The organism is Bradyrhizobium sp. HKCCYLRH2060 (assembly GCF_051168135.1).
Taxonomy (GTDB): domain Bacteria; phylum Pseudomonadota; class Alphaproteobacteria; order Rhizobiales; family Xanthobacteraceae; genus Bradyrhizobium.
On record NZ_JBNPUK010000002.1, the window covers coordinates 537,602 to 552,784 of the forward strand.

Below are 15,183 nucleotides of genomic sequence, written 5' to 3' on the forward strand. Positions count from 1 at the left end.
TGCACGCGCCGCGCAGGAAGACGGGGCGAGACGCCGGACAACGGCGCAAGGCCTTCGGCTTCGAGGCTGAACAGATGCGGACCGGGCAACCGGTTGAACTGCGGCGGCAGACGAGTTTCCCGGCAGCGTCCGGGGACTTCCAGCCGCCGCCCTTGGATGCAATGATCCCGGCCGCAGCGAACGCGGTCCGGCAAGAACAATTGGGGCTCGCGATGCGGATTGAACGGCGCAACACCACCGAAGGACAGTCACCCTATCAGGGGATCGACTTCCGCCTGACCACGTCCGAGATCAAGAATCCGGACGGCTCCGTGGTGTTCCGGCTCGAGAATGTCGAGGTGCCCGAGTTCTGGTCGCAGGTCGCCTCCGACGTGCTGGCGCAGAAGTATTTCCGGAAAGCGGGCGTCGCCGCGCGCCTGAAGAAGGTCGAGGAAGAGAGCGTGCCGTCGTGGCTGTGGCGCGCGGTGCCCGACACCGACGCGCTGGCCGCGCTCCCCGAGAACGAGCGCTACGGCAGCGAGCGCTCGGCCAAGCAGGTGTTCGACCGCCTCGCCGGCTGCTGGACCTATTGGGGCTGGAAGGGCAACTACTTCTCGACCGAAGAGGACGCGCTGGCGTTCTACGACGAGTTGCGCTTCATGCTCGCCAAGCAGATGGTCGCGCCGAATTCGCCGCAATGGTTCAACACCGGTCTGCACTGGGCCTATGGCATCGACGGCCCCGGCCAGGGCCACTATTACGTCGACTACAAGACCGGCAAGCTGACCAAGTCGAAGTCCTCCTACGAGCACCCGCAGCCGCACGCCTGCTTCATCCAGGGCGTCGAGGACGACCTCGTCAATGACGGCGGCATCATGGACCTCTGGGTACGCGAGGCGCGCCTGTTCAAATACGGCTCCGGCACCGGCTCCAACTTCTCGCGGCTGCGCGGCGAAGGCGAGCGGCTGTCGGGCGGCGGCCGCTCGTCCGGCCTGATGAGCTTCCTCAAGATCGGCGACCGCGCCGCCGGCGCCATCAAGTCGGGCGGCACCACCCGCCGCGCCGCCAAGATGGTGGTGGTCGACGCCGACCATCCGGACATCGAGGCCTATATCGACTGGAAGGTGAAGGAGGAGCAGAAGGTTGCGGCGCTGGTCACCGGCTCCAAGATCAACCAGAAGCACCTCAAGGCCGTGATGAAGGCCTGCGTCAATTGCGAGGGCTCCGGCGACGACTGCTTCGACCCCGAGAAGAACCCGGCGCTGCGCCGCGAGATCAAGCTCGCGCGCCGCGCGCTGGTGCCCGACAACTACATCAAGCGGGTGATCCAGTTCGCCAAGCAGGGCTACAAGGACATCGACTTCCCGATCTACGACACGGACTGGGATTCCGAGGCGTATCTGACCGTGTCCGGCCAGAACTCCAACAACTCGGTGTCGCTGAAGGACGACTTCCTCCGCGCGGTCGAGACCGACGGCGACTGGAACCTGATCGGCCGCACCAACAAGAAGATCGTCAAGACGCTGAAGGCGCGCGACCTCTGGGAGAAGATCGGCCACGCCGCCTGGGCCTCGGCCGATCCCGGCCTGCACTTCAACACCACGATGAACGACTGGCACACCTGCAAGGCGTCCGGCGACATCCGCGCGTCCAATCCGTGCTCGGAATACATGTTCCTGGACGACACCGCGTGCAACCTGGCCTCGGCCAACCTGCTGACGTTCTACAACACCGAGACCAAGCACTTCGACGTCGGCGCCTACGAGCATCTCTGCCGGCTCTGGACGGTCGTGCTCGAGATCTCCGTGCTGATGGCGCAGTTCCCGTCGAAGGCGATCGCCGAGCTGTCCTACGAGTTCCGCACGCTCGGCCTCGGCTATGCCAATATCGGCGGCCTGCTGATGACCATGGGCCTGTCCTACGACTCCAAGGAAGGCCGCGCGCTGTGCGGCGCGCTGTCGGCCATCATGACCGGCATCGCCTACAAGACCTCCGCCGAGATGGCCGGCGAGCTCGGCTCCTTCCCCGGCTACAAGAAGAACGCCGCGCACATGCTGCGCGTCATCCGCAACCATCGCCGCGCCGCGCGCGGCGAGGCGACCGGCTACGAGGCGCTCTCGGTCGCCCCGGTGCCGCTCGACCACGCCCATTGCCCGCAGGTCTCGCTCGTCAGCCACGCCATCCAGGCCTGGGACGACGCGCTCGCGCTCGGCGAGACCAACGGCTACCGGAACGCCCAGGTCACCGTGGTCGCCCCCACCGGCACCATCGGCCTGGTGATGGATTGCGACACCACCGGCATCGAGCCTGATTTCGCGCTGGTGAAGTTCAAGAAGCTGGCCGGCGGCGGCTACTTCAAGATCATCAACCGCGCCGTGCCCGCGGCGCTGCGCGTGCTCGGCTATCGCGAGAGCGAGATCGCCGAGATCGAGGCCTATGCGGTCGGTCACGGCTCGCTGTCGAACGCCCCCGGCGTCAACGTCACCACGTTGAAGGCCAAGGGCTTCACCGACGAGGCCATCGCCAAGGTCGAGAAGGCGCTGCCGACCGCGTTCGACATCAAGTTCGTGTTCAACAAGTGGACGCTGGGCGAGGACTTCATCGTCAAGCAGCTCGGCGTCACCACTGATGCGATCGCCGCCCCCACCTTCGACCTGCTCACGGCGATCGGCTTCACCAAGCGCGAGATCGAGGCCGCCAACGTCCACATCTGCGGCGCGATGACGGTCGAGGGCGCGCCGCATCTGAAGGCCGAGCATTATTCGGTGTTCGACTGCGCCAATCCCTGCGGCAAGATCGGCAAGCGCTATCTCTCGGTCGAGAGCCACATCCGCATGATGGCGGCGGCGCAGCCGTTCATCTCGGGCGCGATCTCCAAGACCATCAACATGCCGAACGACGCCACGGTTGAGGACTGCAAGGCGGCGTATCTGTTGTCCTGGAAGCTCGCGCTGAAGGCCAACGCGCTGTACCGCGACGGCTCGAAGCTGTCGCAGCCGCTCAACTCACAGCTCATCAGCGACGATGAGGACGAGGACGATGCGGTCGAGTCCTTCTACGAGAAGCCGATGGCCGCGCGTGCCACCCAGGTCTCGGAGAAGATCGTCGAGAAGCTGGTCGAGCGCATCGTGGTGATGCGCGAGCGCGAGAAGATGCCGGATCGCCGCAAGGGCTACACCCAGAAGGCGGTCGTCGGCGGCCACAAGGTGTACTTGCGCACCGGCGAGTATGATGACGGCCGCCTCGGCGAGATCTTCATCGACATGCACAAGGAGGGCGCGGCGCTGCGCTCCTTCATCAACAACTTCGCCATCGCGGTGTCGCTGGGCCTCCAGTACGGCGTGCCGCTGGAGGAGTATGTCGACGCCTTCACCTTCACCCGCTTCGAGCCGGCCGGCCCCGTGCAGGGCAACGACTCGATCAAATATGCGACGTCGATCCTCGACTACGTCTTCCGCGAGCTCGCCGTCAGCTACATGTCGCGCTTCGACCTCGCCCATGTCGATCCCTCCGAGAGCAATTTCGATGCGCTCGGCCGCGGCGTCGACGAAGGCAAGCCGTCGGAGGACGGCCCGAGCCAGCAGGCCGCAAAGTACGTCTCGCGCGGCCTGACCCGCTCCCGCACCGACAACCTCGTCGTGATGCGCGGCGGCTCGTCGTCGAGCACGGCCGCGGTCTCCGCCTCGCATGACGCCGGCCCGTCGGGCCGCGTCACCGCCCTCTCCGGCTCCCGCGCCGGCGATGCCATCGAAGGCGCCGTCGCCCTGAAGCAGGAGGCGCAGCACGACCTCTCGCCCACCGAGAAGCTCGAGGCCCTGCAATGGAGCAAGGCCGGCACCGCCAACGCGCAAGTCGCCTCCAAGGCCGAACGCCGCGCCGAAGCCAAGGCCAAGGGCTACGAAGGCGAGATGTGCTCGGAGTGCGGCAACTTCACCCTGGTCCGGAACGGGACCTGCATGAAGTGCGATACGTGCGGCAGCACGACGGGGTGTTCTTAGGTACTCCACCAACAGGCGATCGCTCTAGCTCACACGATAGAAAGCCCCCGGTCGCCAAGTCTAAGCCCCGCACTGGGGGTAACGTGATGAAGCGCATTCCTTAGTAAAGTGTCCTGTTACAAAGAAACCCCACCGGCGACGGTGGGGTTTTCGTTATAGGCTCGGGGCGAACACGCCAAGGTTTAAGTGAATGGAATAGAAATGGACTATCTGGAAGATAGCCCGCGCGAAGCTTGCGCTCGACCGTGATCAGGTCTGAGCAGCGCTCTGTTGGCCAGACCCGTGCGGCGGCCTGTTGACCCAGCGAAGGCTCATCGGTAACCATTAACAATCCCGAAGATGAGCCCTGCAAGAAGCAAAGTGCTCACGTGTAACCGTCCAGGCCTTTTTCTAGCCGCGATCTGCACCATCCAATAGGAGGGGTACGATGCAGAAGAAGACGCCTGCAGGCCCGGCCGATAGGCCCGCCGTGCTTCAGAATCTTGAGCGTCGAAGCGACGCCGACTTGCTGAACATCTTCAAAAATTGCGTCCGCCTCCTCGCCAAGGGTGAGAACCGAAATGCCCAACTAGTTCAGGCCGCCATCGAGAAGGAATGGCGACGTCGCATAAAAACGTGGAGCGGCGATGCTCGTCCGAGCGAGGGAATGCTTGCTGCGTTAGGTTATCACGTAGGTAATAATGGAGAATCGTTGGCCGTTCGGCGTCGGATCTTGAGACATGTCATAGAGGGCGATCTTCCGGTTATCGAATCGGTCGCATACACAAATGAGTGGGGCGGCCCCGGCTCGCAACAGCGCCTCGAGAAACTCATGCGAGTGTTGTCGAATATGGTAGAAGGCGCTCGAAACAATCCGAGCAAAACCGCGGCTATAGCTCATTGGCAGGCTGATATGGATTGGCTGGTACAAGAGTTGCTACAGGAGCGTTGCGCGCGTGACTCGCACTAGGGAGGAAACGCAAAGCGGAAGGCAGGGCTTGTACTGATGGTAACGATCACAATATCCTACGGCTACGATGTCCACTCGATAGAGGTGGATGAAGTCACTTACGCAGCAATCAAATCCGGTAAGAAGGTGACGCTCGCAGGCCAGGGCTTCGTCCACGAGGAAGACGGCCCGGTCGTGGATCATTGGATCTTTAACGAAACGCCCGGTGATATCTATTTCCGGCTTGATAACGGCGCTGAATTTCGCTCGGTGAGCTCGTGGGTTGAATAAGCAAGCGTAGGACGGATTTGCGGAGCGTAATCCGCCGATTGACCGGAGCGGCGCGTTACGCTGCGAGCCCTCAGCCCCACCTCCGCATCCACATGCACCTCCACATCTTCTCCGATCTCCACGCCGACATGGCCGACATCAAGCCAATCGCGGCGCTGCCCGGGGTCGATGTGGTCGTGGTCGCCGGCGATGTCTGTGAGGGGGCGGTGAGCGGGTTTGCGCGGCTGCGCGAGATTGTGGCCTAGGACGTGCCGATCGTCATGGTGATGGGCAACCATGAATACTATCACCGTACCTACCCTGAGGAGTTGACGCTGGTGCGCGCCGAGGCGGCGCGGTTCGGCGTGCATCTCTTGGAGAACGACGTGGTCGTGCTCGCGGGCGTTCGCTTTGCGGGCGCCACGCTGTGGACCGACCACGCGCTTCCCGCGCGCTTTGGTTGACCTGCATCAACAGCGTCGAGGTGAATCCGGATCAAGCTGTCGTCGTCAGAGAAGCGGAGGCAGCATCATGGCCGATACGCAAGCGTCTCTCGTCCCGTCCCACGACACACCCGATCCGCACCGTCAGATCGATTCAGCCGCTTGGGCCGTCTTCTTCATATGGCTCGGCGTGGTCATGCTCGCCGGGCTTCCCTGGGGCTGGTTCCTGGTGGGCGTCGGCGTCCTCATCCTGGGCGCACAGATGGTGCGGACGCAACGGAGCCTGAAGGTCGACCGGTTCGGCGTGGTCATCGGGGTCATCATTCTTGCGGCCGGCCTGTGGGATCTTCTTGCCTTGCCGTTGCCGCTCATGCCGATGATCCTGATCGTGCTGGGCGGATATCTGCTCTGGAAGACGCTTTCGACGACGGAAGCCCGCTAAAGCGGCGCACGAAACATCAGCAGGCTCGGATGAGCGGGACAGCCCCGTAGGATGCGGGGCGGTTCGCAATGGTGGGCACGCGCCGCCTTGCGGCGGCGCTTTGCCCGCCCCACGGTTGATCGATGCCGGCGCGAGCTGCGCTCACATTTGCAGGCACTACAGATCGACCCTGACCTCGACCGCGTCAGGATTTTTCGCCTCGCCGTATCGCCTGATGACAAAACCCCCGCGCGCCACCGGAGCTGCCGCAAGGATCGGAGCGATGACCCCGAACAATCGATCCGCATCGGGAGCGTACATGAAGAGCACGCAGCGGCCGCCGCCGAACTCGTCGCCATCGAACTCGCCGACGCCGTGATGGTCGATCGCGTGCTGCAGCTGCGCTGCAAGCTCGCCAATCTCTACGCACTCGCGCTCGGACCCGAAGGGGTCTTCTCTCAACGGGATGTAGGCAATGACGGCCTGTTCCATGCGCGCTTCCAATCAGATCCTGCTGCCACGACTTTACGCGCGCGGCGAAATGAAGCGAAGCGCAATCAGCCCCTGCATGAGATGAGTGCACCGCGCTTCTCTGCCGCGTCTATTCCCGGGCAATCCCCATCACCCATATCCGCTGCGCCTCCGTATCCGGCACGCCGACCCCGCGCGCGGCGGCAATCCGCTCCAGCGCCTCGGCGGCGTCGACGCCGAGCCGGATCATGACGCAGGCCGCGATCACCGAGGAGCGGCCGATGCCGGCGCGGCAATGGACAAGGACGCGCGCGCCGTCCGTCAGCCGCGCGGCGAGGTCGCCGGCCAACTGTGCCGCGCTGCGGGTCTCAGGCAGACCGCGGTCGGGGATCGGGAACGACACAAAGGCCATGCCGTGTGACCGGCACAGCGCGGGCTCGCGCTGCAGGCCAAGCTCATCGGCCTCGGCCGGCTCCAGCAAGCTGGCGACGACGGCGATGCGTTCACGCGCCCACGCGGCGATGTCATCATCGAGCCAATCCTCCGCCCTTGGCCGCGCCGCGATGGCGAGGCGGCCGGGTGTCGGGAGGTCGATCCAGTGCAGGCGGGGCATCGGGGGACTCCTCGTCAGGGGATCGCGGGCCGCTGCCAGATTCAGGGACCCATGACAGGCGACCGGCCATGCGCTAGTCTCCACCCATGAAAACCAAGAAGCTCACGGACGTTCTCGAACGCGTGGACACCTGGCCGGCAGAGCTGCAGGATGAGTTGGCCGAGCTGGCGCTCGACATCGAGGCCAGCGTGACCGGCGGCGACTATCAGCCGAGCGATCAGGAGCTGGCTGGCATCGATCGCGGCCTGCGCGCTGCCAACGAAGGCCGCTTTGCCAGCGAGGACGAGGTCGAAGCTGCGTTCGCCAAATTCCGCTCCCGATGAAGGTCGTCTATACAGACGACGCGCTCAGGGATCTCTTGGATATTGCCGATTGGCTTGCCGATCATTATCCGGCAATCGCTCCTGCCGTCGAACGGCGGATCAGACGCCTCGTTGCCCGCATCGCACGTTGGCCGCTGGTCGCACGCCGTGTCGTCGATCGCCCCGATATTCGGGTCGCCCCGCTCGGGCACTATCCCTACAAGATCTTCTATCGTGTTCGCGACGACCGGATCGAGATCCTGCACATCCACCATGCGGCGCGACAGCCATGGACTCCCGAGAATTGAGAGCAGCCGGCTGCTACGATGCCCGCCATTCTGAACCATGAGCGGCCTCTGCCCAGCGGACCACGGCGTCGATGCCGTCGATCGGGAGGCTCGGGTAGTCGGCGAAGATGTCCTGCGCAGGATAGCCGGCACGCAGATAGGCGAGGATGGTTTCGGCAGGCACGCGGGTGCCGCGAACCACCGGGTCACCACTCATGACCGTGGGATCACGCACGACTTCGGCTCTGACGGCGACCTTGATGGTCATGGCTGCCTTCCTGTTCCGCGGCTCGATCATAGCGCGATCCGGGTCCGGAGGCGAGGCGGGAGTTCGGGGGCGCCCCGCGGCACGCGGTGGGCACGCGCCGCCTGGCAGCGGCGCTTTGCCCACCCTACGGCAGCTACTTGAAACACACCGACTTGTCGTTCGGGTCGAACGAATTCCCCGGCATCGGGCGCAGCGGGGTCAGCTTGGGGTTGGCGGTCGTTAGCCGCTTCGAATAGGCGCCCAGCGCGGCGTTCATGGTGTTCAGCCGGTCCTGCGCGTCGGTGCGTTGCAGGGGCGCGGTGATGACGCCGGAGTTGTAGACTTCGGCGCGGGACCATTGCTGGCCCGAGACGATGCGGCCGACGAGGCGCGACTTCAGATCGGCGGCGCTGTCGCCGACGGCGCTCTTTCCGCCGACGACGTTCGGCGGCAGCAGGCTGGGGTTGACGATCCAGCCGCGCTGTTTGGCGACGTTGTTGCCGAACAGAATGAGCTCGTCCACCGTGTTGTTCAGCGCCACGTAGTCGCGCAGCGGCAGGCTGGTGTCGCCGGTGCCGGTCTCCTGCACGTGGCTCGCCAGATGCGGCCCCGTCGCGCAATAGGTGCCGAAGCTCAGCTTGATGCTGCCCGAGCTCATGAACATGTAGCTGCCGACATCCGAGCCGCCCGGGGGCGACGGTGCGTCGTCGCCGCAGAAGGTGCCGTGCGAGGAGGCATCCTGCAGGGAGTGCAGATAGAGCCCGATCCGGGCGATCTGCACCGGCACCGGCGGCTTCCTGGGATCGTCGAACAGCACGCCGGTGGTCCGGCTCTTGTCGTCCAGCCAGGACTTCAGCTGGGTGTAGTCGACATTGCCGTTGCTGTTGTCGAGAATCTTCGGCCCGGAGGTCACGTTGATCGCCGGCCCGATCGCGTAGTTCTCCAGCAGCGGCACGTTGCCGCTGATCGGGACGTTCGCCAGGCATTTCGGGCCGCTGAAGTTCGACGAGCCGTTCGGCACGGTGTATCCGGCGGTGCACAGCAGGCCGGGCGCCTCGTCGCCCTTCATCGCCCATTGCCTGAGGTCGTACAGCGTGCCCTGATAGACGCTGTCGATGGTGATGGGATAGCCGGGCGGCGGATAATGGAACGGATACACCGCCTGCACGCCGCTGGCGCCGTGCACATCGGTGCCCTGCCCGTTCGGCGAGAAGTTCAGCAGATAGTGATACAGCGGCCCGTCGGTGGTGTTGTTGGTGCGCTGGAAGCCGTTGAACTTGGCGGTGATGTAGCTGGCGCCGGAATTGGTCGAGGTCGCCTGCCCGCCGCACTGGTCGATCGGCGCATATTGCGCGTAGTCGGAGTTCTCGTTGTAGGCGGCGATCCAATAGGCGACGTCGGCGCGATAGCCGAGCGCCTGGGCGATGAAATAGGTCGAGTCCGCATGGACCATGCTGCGGCCGGGCGGAATGACGGCGAACTGCACCGCCTCGAGCAGGCAGCCGCGGTTCAGCGCCTCCGCCGGATCCTTGCAGGCGCTCGCCGGCGCGAGACAATTCTTCAGCCCGTCCTTCACGCGCGGGATGCAGATGTCCTCCAGGAACGCGTGCGCGGGGCGCGGCGCGGTCAGGCCCCAACCGAGGGCCACCGATGCGGCGACGACAGACATGGTCGACAATGCAAAACCGATGCGCATGAGAAACTCCTTTGGTGATTTGAAATTCAGCCGGCCAGGACTGCGCCATGGCAAAACGCCATGCGCCCGACCGGTGGGTTGAAACGCAGCTCGTCCGCGATGCGCGCATCACGGATTCGGCAAGCCCGATTTGATCCTATATCGGACGATTCATCAACCTATAGTTGCCAAAAATCACCGGTGCCGCGTAGCCCGGATGAGCGAAGCGACATCCGGGCTCATCGCTGGCGCTGCGGCAGACCCCGGATATCGCTTCGCTCATCCGGGCTACGGTCACCGCCACTTCGGATCGTTGATATGGTCGATGTCGTGATCGTCGGCGGTCCACTCGCGGATATGGACCGAGCCGTCGCGCGCGACTTCGATGAGCTTGTTCACGAGATCGGCGTTGCGGACGGAATAGAGATCGAGCGCCTTCTGAAACAGACTCATCTGCTCATCCCGCGTGCCCTTCGGGATCAGGATCACCAGCCCGGCATGTACGTCGAGTTTGGCATATTCCTTCAGGAAATCTCTGCGATTGTCGGTGACGATGATGTAGTCGTTCGCGCTTGCGAACCGCACCAGATTCCAGTCCTGCCAGCCGCTCTTGCCCAGATGGGTGACGTAGTCCGCCTGATAGCCGCGCGCCTTTGCCACTCCCACCAAGGCGCCGCTCAGGCACTCGTCGATCAGGAATCGTTCGCTCAACGGGTGGCTGCCGCGTTCTCCGCCGATCGCCAATCGGCACCATAGGTGACCTCGGCCCAGCGGATCACCGCGTCGATGCCATCGATCGGCAGGCTCGGATAGTCGGCGAAGATCTCCTGCGCCGGATAGCCGGCGCGCAGGTAGGCCAGGATGGTTTCGGCGGGCACCCGTGTCCCGCGAACCACCGGATCGCCGCTCATGACCGTCGGATCACGAACGACCTCTGACCTGACGGCGACCTTGATCGTCATGGCTGCCTTCCTTTCCCGCGGCTGTCATCATAGCGCGATAGGCGCCGGGGGGCGAGACGGGAATTTGGCTTCGTCCAAACACCGGAACGGTGGGCACGCGCCGCCTTGCGGCGGCGCTTTGCCCACCCTACGGTTCACCGCTCGCGACTGCGACCGAAGTGACGTGATCGCTCAGCGCAGCCCGCCGGTCACGTGCAGCGTCTCGCCGGTCACGTAGGACGCATCGTCCGAGGCGAAGAATGCCACCGCGGCGGCGATCTCCTCGGCCTTGCCGACGCGCGCGAGCGGCGTGGCCGTTTCGATCCAGTTGCGCATGTCGCCCTCGTGCAGGCCGGCGGCGACGACTCCCTCGGTCACGATCATGCCGGGATTGATGGTGTTGACGCGGATCTTGCGCGGCGCCAGCTCCTTTGACAGCACCGAGGAGATGGCGTCGACGGCGGCCTTGGTCGCGGTGTAGACGGCGGTGTTCGGCGGCGTCAGGGTGGACACGCCGGAGGAGATGTTGACGATGCTGCCGCCGGCCGGATTGAAATGCCGCGTGGCCTCCTGCGACACCAGCAGCAGGCCGAGCACGTTGACGTCGAACTGGCTGTGGAAGTGCTCCGGCGTGATGCCGTCGAGCGGCGCGAAGGCGTAGACGCCGGCATTGTTGACGAGGATGTCGATCGGGCCGAGCGCCTTCACCGTCTCGGCGACGATGGTCTTGACGTCGCCGGGATTGGCGAGGTTGCCGCCCACGGCCACCGCCTTGCCGCCCTTGCCGGTGATCCCCGCCACGACGCGGTCGGCGCCCTCCCGGCTGGAGCTGTAGTTGACGGCGACAGCGGCGCCTTCCTCGGCCAGCCGGGCCGCGATCGCGGCGCCGATCCCCTTGGACGCGCCGGTCACCAGCGCCACCTTGCCCTCAAGTCGCTTGCTCATCTTGCTCTCCACATTGCGCCGCCTGCGGCGTTCGGTTCAATCGTTCAGAACTAGTGAACTATTGAACGCGCGCAAGGCCGTCGCTATATGTTTTTCATGGCGCAGCTGTTTCACCCGTCGCGCGAGGACATCACATTAGCGGGAGTGCTGGCCGCACTCGCCGATCCCTTGCGGCTGCGCATCGTCAGGAGCCTGATGGAACGGAAGGACTGCATGTCCTGCACCGAGGCCGCGCCCTGCCCCGGCATCGCCAAATCGACGCTGTCGAACCATTTCCGGGTGTTGCGCGAGGCTGGCCTGATCCACACCACCAAGCAGGGCGTCGAGCATCGCAACGTCGTGCGCGAGGCCGACCTCAATGCCCGGTTCCCGAAATTGTTGAAGACGATTCTGGGCTACGCGGAGTAGCCGAAACGTAGGGCGGGCAAAGGCGCGCCAGCGTCGGTTTTGTCGGGCACCATTTTGCGCGCGCCGTGCCCACCGCCCGCACCCGCCAGCGTCGATGGTGGGCACGCGCCGCCTGACGGCGCCGCTTTGCCCACCCTACACGTCACGGGCCGGTCGCGTAGGAGAGCAAGGGCGCATCACTGCGAGCGGAGGACGGAGACAGGAGTATCCCCGCCCCTACTTCTCCTCCTCCATCGTCACCGCGACGGCGCCGATGGCCGACAGCCGCACCTTGTCGCCTTCGACGCCGGCGACGAGGCCCTTGTCGATGAAGTGATGATGCCCCTTGTGGCTGCCCTCGCCGCTGTCCTTTTTGGTCAGCTTGATGCGGTTGCCGTCGACGCGGTCGACGGTGCCGACATGCGCGCCGTCGGCGCCGATGACTTCCATGTGTTCCCTGATGTCCTGCATGGCGCGGGTGCTCCGTGGCTGATGTGGAAGCAGCTTCAACCGGCGGATGGGAGATGTGTTCCGCGACGCGCCTCCGCGCAGACGCAGCCGCAGGGTGGGCAAAGGCCCGCCCGGCTCGATCTCGCCGGCACGCCCCGCCAGCCCACCCTCCGACAGCGTCATGCGCGGCGAAATCCTGCTGCGCCTCGCGGCTGATTTCGCCAACGCCATCAGGCTGATCGACCGTGTCCAGACCTTCCGCGAAAAATAAATCGCTTTCGTTTTTTCAAAAATCATGATTGTCTACGCCCATCCCGGCCCGCCGAGAGGGGCGCATCGCGATCGTCACGAGACGTGGGCCGGAGATGCGGTGGCTGTGGGTGTGCCGCAGCGGGCTCGAGGCCCGCCGACGAACGGCACGCTTGCGGACGTGAAGACGCGTGGTCCTGGCGCCCCGAAGCTGGCGCCAAGTGCGGCGGTGATGATGATCCCGCCGTGCGACGGTGGCTACAAGCCGGACACCGGGGAGATCGCGTTATAAGCGTGAAAACCATCGCGCGGGGAATGCCGGGATGCCTCGGCTGAACCTGTGGTGACTGCCGCCTGCTTATCTTCTGCAGGCGGGCCATGGGTGCGGCCAGCGCCCGGCATTCCCCGCGCCCCCTCCCTTCAGAGGGTCGACGACCGGCAAGGCTCGGGCGCCATCGGCGTCGCGGGATCGCGTCCGCTTTGCCGATGCTAGGCCTTGCGCACGGTGCCGAGGAAGCCCTCCACCGCCACGCGGAAACGATCGGCATCGGTGGACATGCGGCGGACGGAGTCGACCATGGCCGCGCCCGCATTGCCGGTCTGGCGGTTGAGCGCCGCGACCGAGCCGATCGTGTCGGTCACGGCGCGGGTGCCCTGGGCGGCATGCTGGAAGTTGCGCGAGATCTCGGTGGTGGCGGCGCGCTGCTCTTCGACCGCCGCGGCGATCGCCGTCATCTTCTCGTCGATGCTGGAGATGTTGTGGCTGATGGCGCGGATCGCCTCGACCGACTCGCCGGTGGCGGCCTGGATCTCGGCGATCTGGCGGGTGATATCGTCGGTCGCCGTCGCGGTCTGCGCCGCGAGGTTCTTGACCTCGCCGGCGACCACGGCGAAGCCGCGGCCGGCTTCGCCGGCGCGCGCCGCTTCGATGGTGGCGTTGAGCGCCAGCAGGTTGGTCTGCGCGGCGATCGCGGTGATCATCTTGACCACCTCGCCGATGCGGTTGGCGGCGCGGTCGAGCATCTCGACGGTGGCGTTGGTCTGCGCCGCCTTCTCCACCGCCTGGCGCGCATCGGCCGCGGAGGCCTGCACTTGCGCGGCGATCTCGGAGACCGACGCGGTCAGCTCCTCGGTGGCGGCGGCGATGGTCTCGAGATTGCTGGTCGCGGTCTCCGCGGCGCTGGCGACCGCGGCGGTCTGCTCGGTGGACTCGTCGACCAGCTTGCGGACCTCGCCGGCGCTGGAATCGAGCTGGCCGGTCGAGTTGCCCATGCTGACGATGACCGCCTGCACGGTGTCGTCGAAGCTCTTGCAGGCGCTGTCGATCGCCTGCGAGCGCTCCAGCCGCCGGCCCTGGTCGAGCTCGCGCTCGCGCGACAGCCGGTCGGCGGTGGCGGCGCTCTCGCGCAGGCCCTCGAGGGCGGCAGCCATGGCGCCGAACTCGTCGGCATGAGCGAATTGCGGCACCGGGGTCTGGTAGTCGCGCTGGCCGATGCGCTGGATCGCCTGCATCAGGACGCCGACCGGGCGCATCAGGCGGACGCGCACCGCGCGCAGCGCCAGGCCGGCCACCACGAGCGCGGCCAGGAAGGCGAGCGACTGGACGACCAGGCTGCTCAGCGCGGCGGTCCTGATCTCCTCGGCGCGCGCGATCGAGCCGTCGAGCGCGGTCATGCCGACGGCGATGATGCCGGCGAACGGGCCCTGGCAGAACGCGTTCCATTCCGGCGCCGGCATCGCCGGCTTGCCGCTGCCGTCAAACCCCTTGGTGAGCTGGTCCATGCGCTGATGGGCGGCCTCGACCTCGGTGCGCGAGGTCTTCACGGCCCCGGCGAGCGCGGTGCTGCCGCCCCCCGCCAGGAGGTCGTCGAGCCCGGACCAGCCGGCCGCGACGGTGCCGCGCCATTGCGCGACCGCGCCCTTCTGGGTGTCGTCGAGCGGCTTGGAGGCGTTGATGTTGGGACGCAGCGCCGAGCATTGCAGGCCGTAGCGGTCGCGGACCTGCCAGGCCAGCCGCCGCGCCTGCACCATCTTGGCGATCGCCGGATCGGTCATCCAGGCGCGGTTCGAGACGGCGAGCGAGGCGGCGTTGGCGACGTCCAGCGTCTTGGTCATTGCCTGGTACCAGGCCTGCGTACGCGCCAGCACGCGTTCGGCACGCGGCTTCGCGGCTTCATCGAACAGCAGCTTGAACTGCGGAACCGTGGCGTCCCAGCTCGATTTCAACCCGGCCAGGAGGTCGTCGCGCTCGGGCATGTCGACGCCGGCGAGCGCGGCGACGATGCCGTCATAGCCCTTGGCCTCGATGCCCTGATATTCGGTGAGCTTGGCGCGCGGATCGTCCTCGCTCAGCAGCACGCTCTGGATGTCGCCGCGGTGGGCGCGCATGACCAGGACGTTCTGGAAGATCGCCTTGTCGGCCGCGGTCAAATGCTCGGTCGCAACGCTCTCGCGATAGCGGCCCGCGGCGCCGCTCATCAGGATCGCCGTGGACACCAGGATGCCCGCCGCCAGCACCGACAACAGCACCATCAGCAGAGTACTGACCGATTTCTTCATCACGCGCCGCCCCACACC

Annotated in this window: 18 protein-coding genes; 9 read left to right on the forward strand and 9 right to left on the reverse strand. The window is 65.7% G+C overall.

The genetic code is table 11. The features are described 5' to 3' along the window. The first annotated feature begins 212 nt into the window (after window positions 1-212). From ACQR10_RS06250 to ACQR10_RS06275, 6 genes are all read left to right on the forward strand, one after another. Entirely contained in the window at window positions 213-3,977 is a 3,765-nt protein-coding gene (locus ACQR10_RS06250) for a vitamin B12-dependent ribonucleotide reductase (RefSeq protein WP_316215696.1), read from the forward strand. A 427-nt stretch (window positions 3,978-4,404) separates the two neighbouring features. Then, the gene (locus tag ACQR10_RS06255) at window positions 4,405-4,926 is read left to right on the forward strand and encodes a hypothetical protein (protein ID WP_316215695.1); all 522 of its coding nucleotides are present in this window, start codon (window positions 4,405-4,407) and stop codon (window positions 4,924-4,926) included. A gap of 36 nt (window positions 4,927-4,962) precedes the next feature. Continuing rightward, window positions 4,963-5,196, forward strand: coding sequence for a hypothetical protein (locus ACQR10_RS06260; RefSeq protein ID WP_316215694.1), 234 nt, complete (start codon window positions 4,963-4,965; stop codon window positions 5,194-5,196). A 92-nt stretch (window positions 5,197-5,288) separates the two neighbouring features. Further along, window positions 5,289-5,441: a hypothetical protein gene (locus ACQR10_RS06265; protein ID WP_316215693.1), complete on the forward strand. Its 153-nt coding sequence runs from the start codon at window positions 5,289-5,291 to the stop codon at window positions 5,439-5,441. A gap of 3 nt (window positions 5,442-5,444) precedes the next feature. Further along, the gene (locus ACQR10_RS06270; RefSeq protein ID WP_316215692.1) at window positions 5,445-5,639 is read left to right on the forward strand and encodes a hypothetical protein; all 195 of its coding nucleotides are present in this window, start codon (window positions 5,445-5,447) and stop codon (window positions 5,637-5,639) included. Between the two features lie 67 nt (window positions 5,640-5,706). Further along, window positions 5,707-6,060 carry a hypothetical protein gene (locus tag ACQR10_RS06275; RefSeq protein ID WP_316215691.1) on the forward strand — a complete coding sequence of 118 codons (354 nt, stop codon included), beginning with the start codon at window positions 5,707-5,709 and terminating at the stop codon, window positions 6,058-6,060. Between the two features lie 156 nt (window positions 6,061-6,216). Here ACQR10_RS06275 and ACQR10_RS06280 read toward each other — a convergent pair whose 3' ends face one another. Next, a complete protein-coding gene (locus tag ACQR10_RS06280) occupies window positions 6,217-6,531 on the reverse strand; it encodes a hypothetical protein (protein WP_316215690.1) in 315 nt (104 codons plus the stop codon). A gap of 109 nt (window positions 6,532-6,640) precedes the next feature. Beyond that, window positions 6,641-7,123 carry a protein-tyrosine phosphatase family protein gene (locus tag ACQR10_RS06285; protein WP_316215689.1) on the reverse strand — a complete coding sequence of 161 codons (483 nt, stop codon included), beginning with the start codon at window positions 7,121-7,123 and terminating at the stop codon, window positions 6,641-6,643. A gap of 86 nt (window positions 7,124-7,209) precedes the next feature. On the opposite strand from ACQR10_RS06285, the gene ACQR10_RS06290 reads away from it, so the two are divergent. Then, window positions 7,210-7,446, forward strand: a complete 237-nt coding sequence (locus ACQR10_RS06290) for a hypothetical protein (protein ID WP_316215688.1) — start codon at window positions 7,210-7,212, stop codon at window positions 7,444-7,446. After that, window positions 7,443-7,733, forward strand: a complete 291-nt coding sequence (locus tag ACQR10_RS06295; protein WP_316215687.1) for a type II toxin-antitoxin system RelE/ParE family toxin — start codon at window positions 7,443-7,445, stop codon at window positions 7,731-7,733. Before ACQR10_RS06290 ends, ACQR10_RS06295 begins: the two co-directional genes overlap by 4 nt. A gap of 13 nt (window positions 7,734-7,746) precedes the next feature. Here ACQR10_RS06295 and ACQR10_RS06300 read toward each other — a convergent pair whose 3' ends face one another. The 5 genes from ACQR10_RS06300 to ACQR10_RS06320 all read right to left on the reverse strand — a co-directional run bounded on the left by ACQR10_RS06300 (window position 7,747) and on the right by ACQR10_RS06320 (window position 11,520). Then, window positions 7,747-7,980: a DUF433 domain-containing protein gene (locus ACQR10_RS06300; protein WP_316215686.1), complete on the reverse strand. Its 234-nt coding sequence runs from the start codon at window positions 7,978-7,980 to the stop codon at window positions 7,747-7,749. Between the two features lie 133 nt (window positions 7,981-8,113). Beyond that, window positions 8,114-9,655: a hypothetical protein gene (locus ACQR10_RS06305; protein ID WP_316215685.1), complete on the reverse strand. Its 1,542-nt coding sequence runs from the start codon at window positions 9,653-9,655 to the stop codon at window positions 8,114-8,116. A 273-nt stretch (window positions 9,656-9,928) separates the two neighbouring features. Next, entirely contained in the window at window positions 9,929-10,345 is a 417-nt protein-coding gene (locus tag ACQR10_RS06310) for a DUF5615 family PIN-like protein (protein ID WP_316215684.1), read from the reverse strand. Then, a complete protein-coding gene (locus ACQR10_RS06315; protein WP_315800195.1) occupies window positions 10,342-10,596 on the reverse strand; it encodes a DUF433 domain-containing protein in 255 nt (84 codons plus the stop codon). Before ACQR10_RS06315 ends, ACQR10_RS06310 begins: the two co-directional genes overlap by 4 nt. Window positions 10,597-10,767: 171 nt before the next feature. Next, window positions 10,768-11,520, reverse strand: coding sequence for an SDR family NAD(P)-dependent oxidoreductase (locus tag ACQR10_RS06320; RefSeq protein ID WP_316180811.1), 753 nt, complete (start codon window positions 11,518-11,520; stop codon window positions 10,768-10,770). A gap of 96 nt (window positions 11,521-11,616) precedes the next feature. Here ACQR10_RS06320 and ACQR10_RS06325 point away from each other — a divergent pair, with 96 nt between their 5' ends. Beyond that, complete coding sequence (locus ACQR10_RS06325; protein ID WP_315800197.1) at window positions 11,617-11,928, forward strand: ArsR/SmtB family transcription factor; 312 nt, start codon at window positions 11,617-11,619, stop codon at window positions 11,926-11,928. A gap of 216 nt (window positions 11,929-12,144) precedes the next feature. Here the strand turns inward: ACQR10_RS06325 and ACQR10_RS06330 are convergent, their stop codons facing one another. Both ACQR10_RS06330 and ACQR10_RS06335 read right to left on the reverse strand, forming a co-directional pair. After that, the gene (locus ACQR10_RS06330; protein ID WP_315800199.1) at window positions 12,145-12,378 is read right to left on the reverse strand and encodes a DUF2171 domain-containing protein; all 234 of its coding nucleotides are present in this window, start codon (window positions 12,376-12,378) and stop codon (window positions 12,145-12,147) included. A 717-nt stretch (window positions 12,379-13,095) separates the two neighbouring features. Further along, on the reverse strand, window positions 13,096-15,165 hold the full coding sequence (locus ACQR10_RS06335) for a methyl-accepting chemotaxis protein (protein ID WP_316215683.1): 2,070 nt from the start codon (window positions 15,163-15,165) through the stop codon (window positions 13,096-13,098). Window positions 15,166-15,183: the final 18 nt, after the last annotated feature.